The following is a 14,454-nucleotide window of genomic DNA, read 5'->3' on the forward strand; positions in this document are numbered from 1 at the left end:
GATCGCGTCCCCCGCCAGGGGGCGCAGTAGCACTCCCGCAATTTCCCCCCACCCATGGAAGGGACACCATGGTCAAAAATGCGATGCGCAAGATCGCCATGACGGTGCTGGCGCCGGCGATGGCTCTCGGAGCCACCGTCGGGCTGGCCTCCGCCCCCGCTTCGGCAGCAGTGTGGAACTCCTGCGACCAATGGGGCAGCACCAGCCTGAACGGCTACAAGCTCTACAACAACGTCTGGGGCTCCGGTACCGGAAGCCAGTGCATCTGGGCCAACTCCGGGACCGGCTGGGGTGTCTGGGCGAACCACCCCAATACCGGCGGCATCAAGTCCTACCCCAACTCGACGAAGGCGATCAACAAGACGATCGACTCCCTCGGCTGGCTCACCAGCAGCTACAACGTCAGCGTCCCGTCGTCCGGCGCCTACAACACCTCGTACGACATCTGGGACACCGGCCACCGGTACGAGATCATGCTCTGGGTCAACTACAACGGGGCCGTCGGCCCGATCGGCACCTGGCAGGCCACCGTCTCGCTCGGCGGACACAACTGGAACGTCTACAAGGGCACCAACGGGTCGAACCAGGTGTTCTCGTTCCTGCGGACGTCCGACTCCAACTCCGGAACCGTGGACGTCAAGCCGATCCTCAACTGGATCGCGCACACCAAGGGCTGGATGCCCGGCAGCGAGACCATCGGCGACGTCCAGTTCGGCTATGAGATCACCTCGTCGTCCGGTGGCCTCAACTTCACCACCAACAACCTGACCGTCAGCGGAGGCTGACCCGAGACTTCAGGGCCGAGGCCGGTCCGCGCCTTCCCGGGCGCGGACCGGCCTCGGCCCGCAGGCGTTTCGGCCCCGCAGGCGTGTCGGGTCAGGAGGCGGGGGAGGGCGCGGCTCCGGTACTCTCCCGTACCGTCAACTCGGGGGCGATGAGCACGACTTCATCGGTTCCGCGGCCGTCGAGCTTGGCGACCAGACGGTCGACCGCGTGCCGGCCCATCTCCTGTGCGGGGATGGAGACCGACGTCAGCCGCACCGAGGCCTGGACGGCCACCTGGTCCGGGCAGATCGCGACCACCGACACGTCCTCGGGCACGGCGCGGCCCTGGCGGCGCAGCAGGGCGAGCAGCGGCTCGACCGCCTGCTCGTTCTGTACGACGAACCCGGAGGTGCCCGGGCGCTCGTCGAGGATGCGGGCGAGGGTGACGGCCATCGCGTCGTAGCCGCCCCCGCACGGCCGGTGCAACATCCTCATGCCCAACTCCCGGGCCTGGGAGCGGAGTCCGTCGAGAGTGCGCTCGGCGAAGCCGGTGTGCCGTTCGTAGACCGCGGGGGCCTCGCCGATGACGGCGATGTCGCGGTGGCCGAGCGTCGCCAGGTGCTCGACGCACAACGCGCCGGTGGCCTTGAAGTCGAGGTCGACGCAGGTCAGCCCCGAGGTGTCGGCGGGCAGCCCGATCAGTACGGACGGCAGGTCGGTGCCGCGCAGCAGCGGCAGCCGCTCGTCGTCGAGTTCGACGTCCATCAGGATCATCGCGTCGGCGAGCCCACTGCCGGTGACGCGGCGGACGGCGTCGGGCCCCTCCTCGCCGGTCAGCAGCAGCACGTCGTACCCGTGGGTCCGGGCCGTCGTGGCGACCGCGATGGCGATCTCCATCATCACCGGCACGTACATGTCGGTGCGCAGCGGAACCATCAGCGCGATGATGTTCGACCTGCTGCTGGCCAGGGCACGCGCACCGGCGTTCGGGTGGTACCCCAGCTCGCGGATGCTCTGTTCGACCCGCAGTCGGGTGGTCGCGGAGATGGACCGCTTGCCGCTGAGGACATAGCTCACCGTGCTCGCCGACACTCCGGCGTGCTGGGCGACCTCGACGAGGGTTACCATCTAGCTCTCCCAGCCTTGTGAAACGCTTCGACAGTCCGCGTCATACCATATACGTGGTGTTCCGCACGCCGACCCTAGCTCCAGCATGGACGCGTGTCCAACCCTGAGTCGAAGCGCTTCGACGATCCGGGTGGGGGTGCCCCGGCCGCCCGGGGGCGCGGGCGGCCGGGGCGCGGGCGGGGGCGTGGCGCGTCAGGAGACCGTGCCGGTGACCGCGCTTGCGGACTTGGTGACGTGGTAGGTGGCGGTGGCGCCGCTGTAGAAGTGGAAGACCAGCGTCGCCGGCTGTCCGTCGTGGAGCGCGCTCAGGAACTCGGGGGTCAGGATGATCGTGCCGTTCGGGTAGTCGGGCGAGAACGCCTTGTTGAACTCCTGGTAGGGGTTCCAGTCGATCGGGCCGGCGTTGGTGCCGTCGGCGTAGGTGGCGTGCATGGTCGCCAGGTCGTTGCCCCGGTACTGGGTGGGGACGGCGAACGAGTCCGTGGTGCCGGTGGCGGCCGCCACCGACGGAGCGTCGTTGGTGACGATGTCGATGTTCCAGGGCAGCCCACTGGTGAACCGGGCCTGGAGCGTCGAGTTGACGCCGTAGGCGCGGTTGCCGACCAGGCGGGTGAGCGCCTTGGCGGTGAAGGTCAGCTGGTTGCCGGTGACGGTGTAATCCCGTCCGGCGACCAGCCTGGTGTCGCCCTGCCACAGTCCCCGGAAGAAGGTGCCGTTGAGGTTCAGGGTGAGCGACTTGTCCGTGACCGGGCCGGACTTCGGGACGAAGACCTTGTCGAAGGATGCCGTGCCCGAGCGGGTGGTCCAGCTCGACTTGATCGCGGCGAACAGGGCCGGGTCACGCCACTGGAGGGTGTCGCGGTTCAGGTAGCCGAACGCGTCCCACAGGGCGGTGGTGAAGCCGTACTTGCGGGCCCCGTAGCCCACGTGCTCGTAGTACTTCAGCGCCTCGCCCCGCTCGATGCGGGAGGGGTGGAACTGATCGGGATAGCCCAGCAGACCGTACTCGCCGAGATAGAGCGGGATGCCCCTGGCGACGAAGGTGCGGTGCATGGCGGCGAAGGAATCCTCCAGGTGCTTCTGCGCGACGTCGTCGTACAGGGTGCCGCCCGCCACGTTCACGCTGAACGGGTACCAGCTGTAGAAGTGCACCTGCGCGATGAGCTGACGGTCCTTCAGTGAGGTGATCGTGGTGTACAGGTTGTCCAGGTGGACCTGGTCACCGCTGCCGCCCGGCGTGGTCAGCGACAACATGCGGTTCGCGTTCGCGCCGCCCGAAGCGCGGACCACGGAGTGGAACGAGGTCTGCAGCTCCTTCAGGTAGGAGGCCTTCTGCGCGTCCGTGGCGTTGGCGAAGCTCGGCTCGTTGATGCCCTCGAAGATCAGGGTGCGCGGCGCGTCACGGAAGGTCGTGGAGATCTGGGACCAGGTGGAGTTGAACCGGGCCATCACCTTGTCGTGGTCGCTCGTGATCTTCTCGACCCACATCCACGAGTCGTGGTGGACGTTGAGCACCACGTACAGGCCGTCGGCCAGCGCCCAGTCGACGATCTGCTTGACCCGGGCCATGTAGGCGGCGTCGATCGTGTACGGCGCGGTGGCGGATTGGTGGTCGGTCCAGGTCACCGGGATGCGGACGCTGCGAAACCCCTGGCCGGCTATGGTGTCGAACGTCGCCTTGGTGGTCTGTCCGTTGCCCCAGGACCCCTCGTCCGGGATGGCGTCCAGGGTGTTGCCCAGGTTCCAGCTGGGCTGCATCCGCGCGACGGCGTCCATGGGGTTGTCCGGAACCCGGACCACCGGCCGCGACGGCTTGCGATGGTCGTCGGGCCCGGCCAGCGCGGTGCCGGCGCTCAGCCCCAGCATGACGACCAGCGTCAGCAGCAGGGCGGCCAGGCGGCCCGGGCCGCGGCCGCGGTGCTGCGCGCGGCGCCGTATGTCCTTCATGTCTCGTGCCTTTCGGTCGGTCGTACGGGTGGGGGCCTGGTTCAGCCGTCGAGGGGCTCGTACTCGAACCAGTCGAAGTGGACGCTGCCTTGAGCGGCGTACATGCCGATGACGCGGCCGGTGAAGCCGCCGGCGACCTCGGTCGACAGGTAGCGGCCGTCGAGGGCCGCGAGCTCGGTGAACGTGCCGTCGGGCTGCTCGACGCCGAGTCGGACGAGGTCGGGGCCGGTGCACGGTCCGTGCGGCGCCGGCTGTGCGATCGTGACGGCGAGGACCACCGGCCCGGCGGGCACGGAGCGTGCGGCCACGACCGTGCTCAGGGGGCCGACGCGCGCGACGACCCGTACCTCCGAGCCGGACGCCTCGATCGCGTAATGGTGCTGCTCGTCGAGGCGGACGGCGAGGCCGCCGCGCCCTTGCGAGGGGTCGGTCAGGGTCCGTGCCCGGCACGCGAGGTGCTGCTGGCGCCGGCCGGTGAACACCGCGTCGGGTTCGTCCAGGGAGCCGCCCCGCGCGCGCAGCGTCAGCCAGCCGGGGCGCTCCTTGGTGGTGCAGTGTTCGGCGGACCGGTCGCGCAGGGAGATCCAGGAGGGGCGCAGCTCGGCGAGGTCGAAGTCGTCCCGCTGCTCCTCGACGGGGCCGGGGAAGAGCGGCCACGGGAGCTCCGGCAGCTCCAGGGAGACCTCGCCGACGACCGGCCAGTCGTCCACCCAGGTCACGGGGGTCAGGAAGGTCTCCCGGCCGAGTACGTGCCAGCCCGGAGTTCCGCCACCGGGCCGTACGCCGAGCAGCACCATCCACCAGGATCCGTCGGGGCCTTGGACCAGATCGGCGTGCCCGGTGTTCTGGACGGGGTGGTCGGTGCCGCGGTGGGTGAGGACCGGGTTGGCCGGGCACGGCTCGAACGGGCCGGCGGGCGTACGACCGCGGGCGATCGACACGGCGTGGCCGCGTTCGGTGCCGCCCTCGGCGATGAGCAGGTACCAGTAGTCGCCGATCCGGTACAGGTGCGGCGCCTCCGGGGCCTTGGCGCCGGGCCCGCCGGACCAGAGCTGGCGCGGGATACCGTACGTCCGCCCGGTGGACGGGTCGAGACGGACCTGCGAGCCCCCGGCGACCGTGCACCAGCAGGTGCCGTCCTCGTCCCAGACCAGGTCGGGATCGATGCCGGGGACACCCGGCGCCCGGATGGGGTCCGACCACGGTCCGGCGGGGTCGGTGGCCGTGACGATCAGGTTGCCGCCGCCCTCGCTGCAGTTGGTGACGATCAACCAGAAGCGGTCGTTGTGGTGGCGCAGGGTGGGGGCGTAGATCCCGCCGGAGGACCACGCGTCCGACAGACGCAATTGCTCCGGCCGGTCCAGGGCGTTGCCGATCTGCGTCCAGTGCACCAGGTCACGGCTGTGGAAGAGGGGAACGCCGGGGAAGTACTCGAAGCTGGAGCAGGCCAGGTAGTAGTCGTCACCGACCCGGCAGATGCTGGGATCGGGGTGGAAGCCGGGGATCACGGGGTTGGCGGAGCGTCCGTCCGGCCGGTGCGGTGGGGGCACCCGATGGGTCCTCTCGTCGATGCGTGATGCGTGATGCGTGATGCGTGATGCGGGCGTGGGGTGGTTCAGGAACTGCCGCGGTCCGCGGGGGTGATGCGCAGCAGGACGGCGGAGGGCGCGGTGGGCAGGGTCAGCCTCAGCTCGGCCGTGTCGGGCATCCAGTCGGAAACGGCCCGGCTCGCCGAGGGGTAGAGCAGGTCGACGTGGGCGGCGGTGTTCCGCAGGTGCGGCAGGCGCAGCATCGCCGTGGCGTCGGTTCCGGGGCGGCGCCAGGCGGTGAGGTAGGTGGCGGCGGGAGTGTGCAGGGCCAGGGCGATCCAGGGGTCGTCCCAGGCGGGAAGGCCCAGTGGCCAGGACGGCACGGCGTGCGGCAGGTCGGCGCGGATGGCCTTGTACACCGCCACCGCCTCATGGACCAGGGCGCGGGCTTCCGGTTCGAGTTCGGTCAGGCGGCCGGAGAGGTGGATCCGGCCGAGGAGTGCGCTGGCCATGGTGAAGGCCACCTCGTCGGGGGAGTCCTCCGGCTGGGGGTACGCCCAGACGGCACCCTGTTCGGGGGTGACGGCGGTGGGCGCGGAAGCCGCGATGGGCGCGTAGCGGGCGAGGTTCTGCTGGTCGCTGGTGGACTGCAGCTGCATCCGGGAGAGCATGGCGTCGTCCCAGCGCATGCCGCCGGAGGCACAGTTCTCCAGTACCAGGTGCGGGTACCGGTCGAGGACGCCGTCGAGCCAGTCGAGGTGCGCCCGGTTGTGGCCGAGCAGGCCGGCGCCCGGGGTCTCGCCGGGGTGGGCGCTGGTGCCGGAGCCGGGGTCGATGTTGTGGTCGAGTTTGAGGTATCCGACGCCCCACTCGCCGACGAGGCGGTCCACGACCTGGTCCAGGTGGGCGCGGGCGTCCGGATGGCGCAGGTCCAGGTGGTGCCGGCCGGCCTCCGTGACTCGGGCGCCGTCGCGGCGGAAGAACGCCCCGTCGGGCAGGGACTTGGCCACGGGGCTGCGTACGCCGATCACCTCCGGCTCCAGCCACAGCCCGGGAACCATGCCGCGCTCCCGGATGCGGTCCAGCACCTCGTGGATCCCGCGCGTCCCGGGGAACCGGGAGGCGGCGGGCTCCCAGGCGCCGACGGTGGTCCACCAGCCGCCGTTGTCGTCGTCGTACCAGCCGGCGTCGATCACGAAGTACTCCGCGCCCGCGTCGGCCGCCGCGTCGACGAGCGGCAGCAGCTTCCCGGTCGTGGGGTCGCCCATCAGGCAGTTCATGTAGTCGTTGAAGATGACGGGCAGGCGCTGGTGGTCGGCGTGTGGGCGGCGTTGGGCGCGGCGGTAGCGGGTCAGCGCGGCGAACGCGGCGTCGGGTCCTCCGTCGGCGCTGAAGGACAGGGCGGCGGGGACGGTGCGGAAGGCGGTGCCGGGTTCGAGGGAGTGCCGCCAGCCGTGCTGGGTGTCGGTGGGTCCGAACAGGGCCGCGTAGGCCGCCCGGTCGTGCTCCGCGCACTCCCAGCGCCAGCCCCCGCCGTTGTGCTCGATCTGCCACACCCACGTGCGGCCGGTACGCCGGTCCGTCAGGCCGCCCATGGGCAGGCGGCCGCAACTGGACCAGGTGCCCTGTCCGTTGAGGGCGAAGCCGGCTCTGCCGTGCCCGTTGGTCACCCGTCCGCCGTGGGCCGGCGTGGTCAGGCGCATCGGCTGTCGCCGCCAGCGGCATTCGGCGAGCCAGTCGTTCTCCGCCCACAGCAGGTCCGCGTCATCGACGGCCGCCGGATCCTGCGGGGTCAGGCAGCCCACCGCGAGCGAGCTGACCGACTCCAGGTGCAGCGCGGCCCGCCCTTCGTTGCGCAGGGTCATCTCGCTGCGGAGCACGGGGATGCCGTCCGGTGACCGGTAGGTCACCTCCGCGGCCAGCCCGGTTTCCGGATCGTGCAGGTGCACGGTCAGTGTGTGCCAGTCCCCGTCGCGGGTCGCGCGGTGGCTCCGGTGGCGCAGACGGCCGCCGAGATCGGTCCCGATCAGGCGGTCGCCCGACCAGCCGCGGCCGTGACCCGTGGCCGTCACCTCCACCAGGGGCAGCGATGCACCGGGGATGTCCCGCGCTTCGCCGGGTGGTCCGAGGTGCGTCAGGCGCGGGCTGCCGTGCTCATCGAGGGCGATCTCGAGGTGGAGGGCCTCGTGCCCCCAGTGGAAGGTCTCTGGTTCCTTGGTCATCGTGGCCCCCATCGAGGTCAGTGCCCGCGCAGAACCGCGCAACCGCCGGGCGGCAGCTCGTGCACGAGGGCATCGGTGAGCAGGTCGTGCGCCGGTTCCGGCAGGGGCACGGTTTCGGAGGTGTGGTTGAGCAGGACCTGCCAGCGGCGGCCGTCGGGTGCGTGCCGGGTGACGGCTTCGACACCGGCCGGCAGGCCCGGCGCCTCCGGCTCGACACCGGCCTCCTTCAGCAGGCGGCCGACCAGGGCCGCGTAGTCCGCGTCGTCCAGGCGGGTGGAGAGGTACCAGCCCTGTCCGCTGCCGGAGCGGTGCCGGGTCAGGGCCGGGCTGCCCGTGAGCATGCCGTGGGTGTAGGCGGCGAGCGCCTCCGCGCCCTCCGTGCGCAGGGACTCGCTCCAGAGCGTGCCGTGCGACCCGTCCGACAGGGCGATGCGTTCATCCGTCCGCAGCGGCCGGTGCTCCTCGACGCGGATGCCCAGTGCCTCGCGCAGCGGGCCCGCCGGATAGCCGCCCAGCCGGGCGTGCATGCGGTCGTCGACGAATCCGCTCGCGTGCTGGACGAGGAGCGTGCCGCCGCCCTCGACGTAACGGCGCAGGTTCTCGGCGCCCTTGTCGGACAGCAGGAACAAGGACGGGGCGATGACCAGCCGGTAGCCGCTCAATTCGTGCTCCGGATGGGCGAAGTCGGCCGTGACGCCCGCGTCCCACAGCGCCCGGTGTGCCCCGGCGAGCGGCGCGTGGTAGTCGAGCCGGGCGGAGGGCAGGCCGTCCACCTCCAGTGCCCACATGGCGTCCGGGTCGTCGAGTACGGCGACCTGCGCGGTGACCGTGGATCCCGCCAGCTCCCCGAGCCGCGCGACCGCCTCGCCGGTGCGGGTGACCTCGCGGAAGATGCGGCTGTCGGGCCCCGCGTGCGGAAGCATCGCCGAGTGCCAGGTCTCGGCACCGGCCCGGGACTGGCGCCACTGGAAGAAGAGGGCCCCCTCCGAACCGCGCGCGATGTGGCCGAGGCTGTGGCGCAGGATCTCGCCGGGCTCCTTGCCGAGCACCTGGTCGCCGTCGTAGAGGGTGCTGGTGCCCTGTTCCATCAGCAGCCACGGACGGCCTCCGGCCAAGGAGCGGGAGCGGTCGGCGTAGAAGGCGACGTGGGCGCAGGCGTCCAGGCCCGGCTCGGACGGGTACTGGTCGGAGGTGACGACGTCGAGTTCACGGGCGAAGGCCCACAGGTTGAGCCTCAGGTAGTAGGGCAGCATCAGGTTCGTCGTCACCGGGCGGTCGCTGTGCGCGCGGATCGCGTCGCGCTGTTCGCGGTACGCGGAGATGATCTCGTCGCCCCAGAAGCGGTGGAAGTCCAGCGTCTGGCCGGGGTTCTTGTGGTACTGGGTCGCGCGCGGCGGCAGCACCTGCTCCCAGGAGGTGTAGCGCTGGCTCCAAAAGGCCGTTCCCCAGGCTTCGTTGAGGGCGTCCAGCGAGCCGTGGCGGGCTCGCAGCCACACCCGGAACGCGGCGGCCGCGTGGTCGCACCAGCAGAGCGTGCCGTACTCGTTGTGCACGTGCCACAGCGCGAGGGCGGGGTGGTCGCCGTACCGCTCGGCGAGCGCGGAGGCGATCCGGCGGGCCGCGCTGCGGTAGGCGGGGGAGGCGAGGCAATAGGTGTCGCGGCTGCCGTGGACGAGGCGGGTGCCGTCGGCCCGGACCGGCAGCGCGTCGGGGTGGGCCAGGGTGAACCACGGGGGCGGGGAGGCGGTCGGGGTGGCCAGGTCGACGGCCACGCCGTTCGCGTGCAGGCGGTCGATGTGGGCGTCGAGCCAGGTGAAGTCGTAGCGCCCTTCCTCCGGTTCGAGCAGGGCCCACGAGAAGACGCCCACCGTGGCCAGGTTGACCCTGGCCCGGCTCATGAGTTCGTCGTCCTCCTTCCAGACCGGCTCGTCCCACTGCTCGGGGTTGTAGTCCCCGCCGAAGGCCAGGCCACCCAGGCGATCGGTGATGCTGCGAGTCGTCATGACGGTTCCTCGGGTACGGAGAAGTCGAGTCGCGCTCTGACGGAGCATCAGAGTCGATGTGGGGGCAGCGCTCGGCGACGGCCTTCCTGTGGCGGCGCTGTCGAAGCGCTTCACCTCAGGCGACAAAAAGTAACGGACAAGTTTCGTAGGAAACAAGGGCCTCGGGCTCAAGAGTGGCTTCTACTGGCCCGTTGGCGGCCCGTCCGAGCTGGTGAGGACGTCGAAGCGCTTCGATCGCATTTCGTTCTGCGCCCTGAGCCGTACGACACGCGCCGGGTAACAACCTCAGCCGGGCGGCGAGCCGATCCGTTGGCGGCAATCTTGGGGGAACTATTGACGGAGGTATTCCGCATGCCTACTGTCCTGCGACAGCTCCCTGGCGTCGGCGCTTCTGCCCGCCAGGGTGGCGGTGCGCCGGCCCAGGCGACACCGCCTGGCAGGGTGGCTTCCCCCCCGCCCGTCTCCGGTTCCACGTACCGGGACATGACGCGGTTCAGAAAACAGTGCAGGCGCGACGGCGGGCCGTGAGACGGGCCTGCCCGGTGGACGGACGTCCGGCATCCGCCCGGAATCCACTTCAGCGCGGCTGCCCCTGTCTCGGGGCAATGGCCCCGGCGGACGACAGCCGCACCCGGAGGAAGAGGAGAGACCGATGAAGGGCATGCTCACGGCATGGAGGGCTCCGTGGAAGGCCCCATGGCAGGGACGCGGGAGGCGTGCGGGGGTGCTCGCCGTGGTGACCGGCTTAATGGCGGGGCTTTTCACCGGACTCGCTGCTGTCGGGACGGCGCAGGCGGCGAGCGTGGATACGAGCGCGTGGTACGTGCTGGTCAACCGTGGCAGCGGCAAGGCGCTCGACGTGTCGGGAGGGAGTACCGCCGACGGGGCGGCCTTGTCGCAGTGGGCCCGTCATGACGGGGCCAATCAGCTGTTCCAGTTCGTCGACTCGGGTGGAGGCTACTACCGGCTGAAGGCGCAGCACTCGGGCAAGGTGCTGGACGTCTACGGCTTCTCCACCGACGACCATGCGGACATCGTGCAGTGGAGCGATGCGGGCGGCGTCAACCAGCAGTTCCGACTGGCGGATTCCCTGGACGGTTACACCCGGTTGATCAACCGCAACAGCGGCAAGGCCGTAGAGGTCCAGAACGCCTCCACCGCGGACGGCGCGAAAGTCGTGCAGTTCACCGACTGGGGCGGAGCCAACCAGCAGTGGCAACTGGTCCGCGCGTCGGGAGTGCTGGCGCAGGTGCACACCGCCGGGCGGGTCAAGGACGCCGGGAACACGGTGCAGTACGGCTGGCCCGGTGTGTACTTCGAGGGCCGCGTCAGGGGCACCGGCGTGGGGATCGTGCTGGGCGACTCGGCGGCCGATTACGACGTCCAGGTCGACGGAGCCACCGTCGCCACGCTCGTTGCGCCCGGCAACACCACGCACTGGATCAACGGGCTGCAGGACCGTGAGCACGGCGTCCGGCTGGTCAAGCGCAACGACAGCCCGGGGAACACCAGTACCTTCGGGGGCTTCCTGGCCGCGCCCGGCGGCGCCGTACTGAGCAAACCTGCGGCCCGCGGCCGTCAGATCGAGTTCATCGGAGACTCCCTCACGGTGGGCTACGGCAACCTCTCGACCTCCCGCACCTGCACCTGGGACCAGGTCAGGCGGAGCACCAACTCCGATGTGAGCTACGGCGCCCTCACCGCCCGGCAACTGAATGCCGACTACCAGATCAACGGCTATTCGGGCCTCGGCATGGTGCGCAACTCCAACGGCGGCCGCTCGGACGTCACGTACCGGACCTTCTACGACCGCGCCCTGTTGAGTGTGTCCGGCGACGTCTGGCAGAACCCGGGCACCTGGCGCCCTCAGCTCGTGGTGGTCAACCTCGGCACCAACGACTTCTCGACCGCCGTCAACCCCGGTGAGCCGTGGACGCCCGAGAGCCTCGCGGCCGGCTATCGCAGCGCCTACGGAGCCTTCCTCCAGAAGCTGCGTACGGGCTACGGGACCGGGACGACCATCGTGGCAGTCGGCGCCGGCCAGTACGCCGGCCATGTCCAGCAGGTGGTCAAGGCGCGCAACGACGCCGGCGACAGTGGGGTCCGCTACTGGGCCCTGGACGACTCGGGCCTGGACTTCCTCGGCTGCGACTGGCACTACTCGGCCCACGACGACCGGCTCATCGCCGACCGGCTCACCTCGTTCATCGCCGGACTCCCGACAGGCTGGTGACGGCGCCGACCGGCGAAGAGCACCACGAATACCTGCGAGCCCGGCCTGATCCGCAGGCCCTCCTCAGTGGAGGGCCTGCGCGCACCAGATCGTCTTGCCGCTGGTGGTCTGCCGGGTGCCCCAGCCCTGGGTGAGCTGGGCGACGAGCAGCAGGCCCCGGCCACCCTCGTCGAAGGTGCGGGCCCGGCGGAGGTGCGGAGCGGTGTTGCTCGCGTCGGAGACCTCGCAGATCAGCGAAGCATCGCGAATCAGCCGCAGCCTGATCGGCGGCTCGCCGTATCTGATGGCGTTGGTGACCAGCTCGCTGACGACCAGTTCGGTGACGAATGAGGCCTCCTCCAGACCCCAGGCGTCCACCTGCTCGACGGCGAACTTCCTGACGCGCGGCACCTGCGAGGGGTCGGGCTCGACGTCCCAGTCGGCGACGTGGTGGGGGTCCAGCGCGTGAGTGCGGGCGAGCAGCAGGGCGGTGTCGTCGGTGCGGCGTTCGGGGAGCATGGCGTCCATCACCGTGTCGCACAGGGCCTCCATTGAGGTGGCCCTGTGGTCGAGGACCCGCTGCAGCTCGGCGATCCCCTGGTCGACGTCCCGCTCGCGGCTCGCCACCAGCCCGTCGGTGTAGAGGGCGAGCAGGCTGCCCTCGGCCAGTTCGAGCTCGGTGGCCTCGAAAGGCAGCCCACCGATGCCGAGCGGCGGTCCCGGCTGTGCGTGTACCGGGGGCCTGGTGCCGTCCGGAGAGATGATCAGCGGCAGTGGATGGCCGGCGCTCGCCATTGTGAAGCGGCGGGAGACCGGGTCGTAGACCGAGTACAGGCAGGTTGCCCCGAACTCGCCGGTCGCCTCGGATTGGCCGGCCGGCTGAAGGTCGCTGGACAGGTGGAGGACCAGGTCGTCCAGGTGGGTCAGCAACTCGTCCGGCGGCAGGTCGACGTCGGCGAGGGTGCGGACCGCCGTACGCAGCCGGCCCATGCTGGCCGAGGCGTGCAGGCCGTGGCCGACGACATCGCCTACGACCAGGGCGACGCGGGCGCCGGACAGCGGAATGACGTCGAACCAGTCACCGCCCACGTCCGCGCCGGTCCCGGCGGGCAGGTAGCGGGACGCCACCTCGATCGCCTCCTGGCTCGGCAGTCGCTGCGGCAGCAGGCTGCGCTGCAGGGTCAGCGCCGTGGTGCGCTCGCGCGAGTACCGGCGGGCGTTGTCGACGGCGACCGCCGCCTTGGCGGTCAGCTCCTCGGCGAGGATCAGGTCGTCGGCGGTGAAGGCCTCGGGCCGGTCACGGCGGGAGAACGCGACGACGCCGAGCAGCGCGCCGCGCGCCCGCAGCGGCACGGTGATCCGGCCGGTCAACCCGTCCCCGGCGATGGACCCGTCGATCACCGGGTTGCCCGGTGGCCAGTGGGCCGGGTCGGCGGCGAGCCCGGGGCCGAAGGCCCATTCGCCGCCCTGGCCCGGCTCGGCAGCGAGCTCGACCGTGGACCTGCCGGTGGCCATGCAGCGGGCGGCGACGGAACCGGGGGCGTGGCTGACCCGAGTCGTGGGCCCGGGCTCCCCGGCGGTGTCCCGCTTCGCGCCGTGATGGGCGGCACGGCTGAGCGCGATGCTCTCACCGGGGGCGAACGCGGACGCGGAAGGCGGTTCCTCTCCGCGCAGCACCTCGTCGAAGAGATCGACGCTGACGAGGTCGGCGAATCCCGGCACCGGGGTCCTGGCCAGTTCCCTGGCGGTGCCGATCACGTCGAGTGTCCGGCCGATGCCGCCGCTGGCCTTGTTGAGGAGGAGCAGGCGTTGCCGGGCCCAGTACTCGGCGCTCATGTCGAATCCCCAATTGGCGACCGCGCGGACCCTGCCCTCGGCATCTCGGACGGGCCACATGCTGGTGGCCCAGGCGTTGGCGTAGTTGCTGCCGAGCGGACGGAAGACGGTGATGAGACGTGCGGGCTCGCCCGTCCTCGCCACCTCGGAGAGCCGGTCGGTGTAGGCCATGTCGTCCAGTTCGGGGAACAGCTCGCGGTACTTCTCACCGAGCACCTGCTCCTCGGAGTGCGCCATCACCCGGCACGCGGAGGCGTTGACCCACAAGAACCTCAGCTCGGGGTCGTAGACGCCCAGAGCGAAGGGGCACTGCTCGAAGGCCCGGTCGGCGATCACCGGGCGGCGTCCCCAAGGCTGGGCGGTCACCACGTGGCCCAGCGCACGGCCGTCCGCGCCGCGCAGCGGATGGGCCGTCAGCACGGCGTCCACCGTGGAACCGTCCCTGTGGCGCAGCGGGACGACTCCGGTGAGGCCGGAGCCGATGCCGTGGTGCTCGGGGAAGCCGGGTGGGCGACCGGCGATCAGATCGGTCACGGGCCGCCCCACGGTCTCCTCCGCCGTCCAGCCCAGTAGCAGCCGCCCGCCCTCGCTCCAGCCGCTCACCATGCCGTCCGGGTCGACCACGACGGTGGCGGTCGGGGCATCCTGCTCGGCAGCCATCTCCACGCGCCACGCCTCCGTCCGGACAGCGGTGCTCGCCAGGACCAGTCTCCAGCGGCTGCTTCCAGCCTAGGTCCGCTCCGGCCGGCGTGCCGTCTGGTCGCGTTCCGCATCGGATGCGGAACAGCAGGTCACCGTCCGGGCGGAGCTGA

Annotated in this window: 8 protein-coding genes; 2 read left to right on the forward strand and 6 right to left on the reverse strand. The window is 70.9% G+C overall.

What is annotated here, in order from left to right:
* Positions 1-68 precede the first annotated feature (68 nt).
* Positions 69-785, forward strand: coding sequence for a hypothetical protein (locus OHU74_RS35040; RefSeq protein ID WP_371614139.1), 717 nt, complete (start codon positions 69-71; stop codon positions 783-785).
* Positions 786-876: 91 nt separating this feature from the next.
* Here OHU74_RS35040 and OHU74_RS35045 read toward each other — a convergent pair whose 3' ends face one another.
* From OHU74_RS35045 to OHU74_RS35065, 5 genes are all read right to left on the reverse strand, one after another.
* Positions 877-1,893 (reverse strand): LacI family DNA-binding transcriptional regulator, encoded by a 1,017-nt coding sequence (locus tag OHU74_RS35045; protein ID WP_371614138.1) that lies wholly within the window; start codon positions 1,891-1,893, stop codon positions 877-879.
* Positions 1,894-2,085: 192 nt separating this feature from the next.
* Positions 2,086-3,840, reverse strand: coding sequence for a cellulase family glycosylhydrolase (locus OHU74_RS35050; RefSeq protein WP_371614137.1), 1,755 nt, complete (start codon positions 3,838-3,840; stop codon positions 2,086-2,088).
* 41 nt (positions 3,841-3,881) lie between these two features.
* Complete coding sequence (locus OHU74_RS35055) at positions 3,882-5,390, reverse strand: glycoside hydrolase family 43 protein (RefSeq protein WP_371614136.1); 1,509 nt, start codon at positions 5,388-5,390, stop codon at positions 3,882-3,884.
* Between the two features lie 65 nt (positions 5,391-5,455).
* Positions 5,456-7,591 carry an alpha-galactosidase gene (locus OHU74_RS35060; protein ID WP_371614135.1) on the reverse strand — a complete coding sequence of 712 codons (2,136 nt, stop codon included), beginning with the start codon at positions 7,589-7,591 and terminating at the stop codon, positions 5,456-5,458.
* Positions 7,592-7,608: 17 nt separating this feature from the next.
* Entirely contained in the window at positions 7,609-9,594 is a 1,986-nt protein-coding gene (locus OHU74_RS35065) for a beta-galactosidase (RefSeq protein ID WP_371614134.1), read from the reverse strand.
* 748 nt (positions 9,595-10,342) lie between these two features.
* Between OHU74_RS35065 and OHU74_RS35070 the strand changes: the two genes are divergently transcribed.
* Positions 10,343-11,827: an RICIN domain-containing protein gene (locus tag OHU74_RS35070; protein WP_371614133.1), complete on the forward strand. Its 1,485-nt coding sequence runs from the start codon at positions 10,343-10,345 to the stop codon at positions 11,825-11,827.
* Between the two features lie 63 nt (positions 11,828-11,890).
* On the opposite strand, the gene OHU74_RS35075 is transcribed toward OHU74_RS35070, so the two are convergent.
* Positions 11,891-14,302: a SpoIIE family protein phosphatase gene (locus OHU74_RS35075; RefSeq protein ID WP_371619527.1), complete on the reverse strand. Its 2,412-nt coding sequence runs from the start codon at positions 14,300-14,302 to the stop codon at positions 11,891-11,893.
* Positions 14,303-14,454: the final 152 nt, after the last annotated feature.

The organism is Streptomyces sp. NBC_00454 (genome assembly GCF_041434015.1).
GTDB lineage: Bacteria > Actinomycetota > Actinomycetes > Streptomycetales > Streptomycetaceae > Streptomyces.

Bases quoted from the DNA above. Each gene is read 5' to 3' on its own strand.
- OHU74_RS35075 (WP_371619527.1), bottom strand. From the start codon at position 14,302: ATGGCTGCCGAGCAGGATGCCCCGACCGCCACCGTCGTGGTCGACCCG.
- OHU74_RS35070 (WP_371614133.1), top strand. From the start codon at position 10,343: ATGGCGGGGCTTTTCACCGGACTCGCTGCTGTCGGGACGGCGCAGGCG.
- OHU74_RS35065 (WP_371614134.1), bottom strand. From the start codon at position 9,594: ATGACGACTCGCAGCATCACCGATCGCCTGGGTGGCCTGGCCTTCGGC.
- OHU74_RS35040 (WP_371614139.1), top strand. From the start codon at position 69: ATGGTCAAAAATGCGATGCGCAAGATCGCCATGACGGTGCTGGCGCCG.
- OHU74_RS35050 (WP_371614137.1), bottom strand. From the start codon at position 3,840: ATGAAGGACATACGGCGCCGCGCGCAGCACCGCGGCCGCGGCCCGGGC.
- OHU74_RS35060 (WP_371614135.1), bottom strand. From the start codon at position 7,591: ATGACCAAGGAACCAGAGACCTTCCACTGGGGGCACGAGGCCCTCCAC.
- OHU74_RS35045 (WP_371614138.1), bottom strand. From the start codon at position 1,893: ATGGTAACCCTCGTCGAGGTCGCCCAGCACGCCGGAGTGTCGGCGAGC.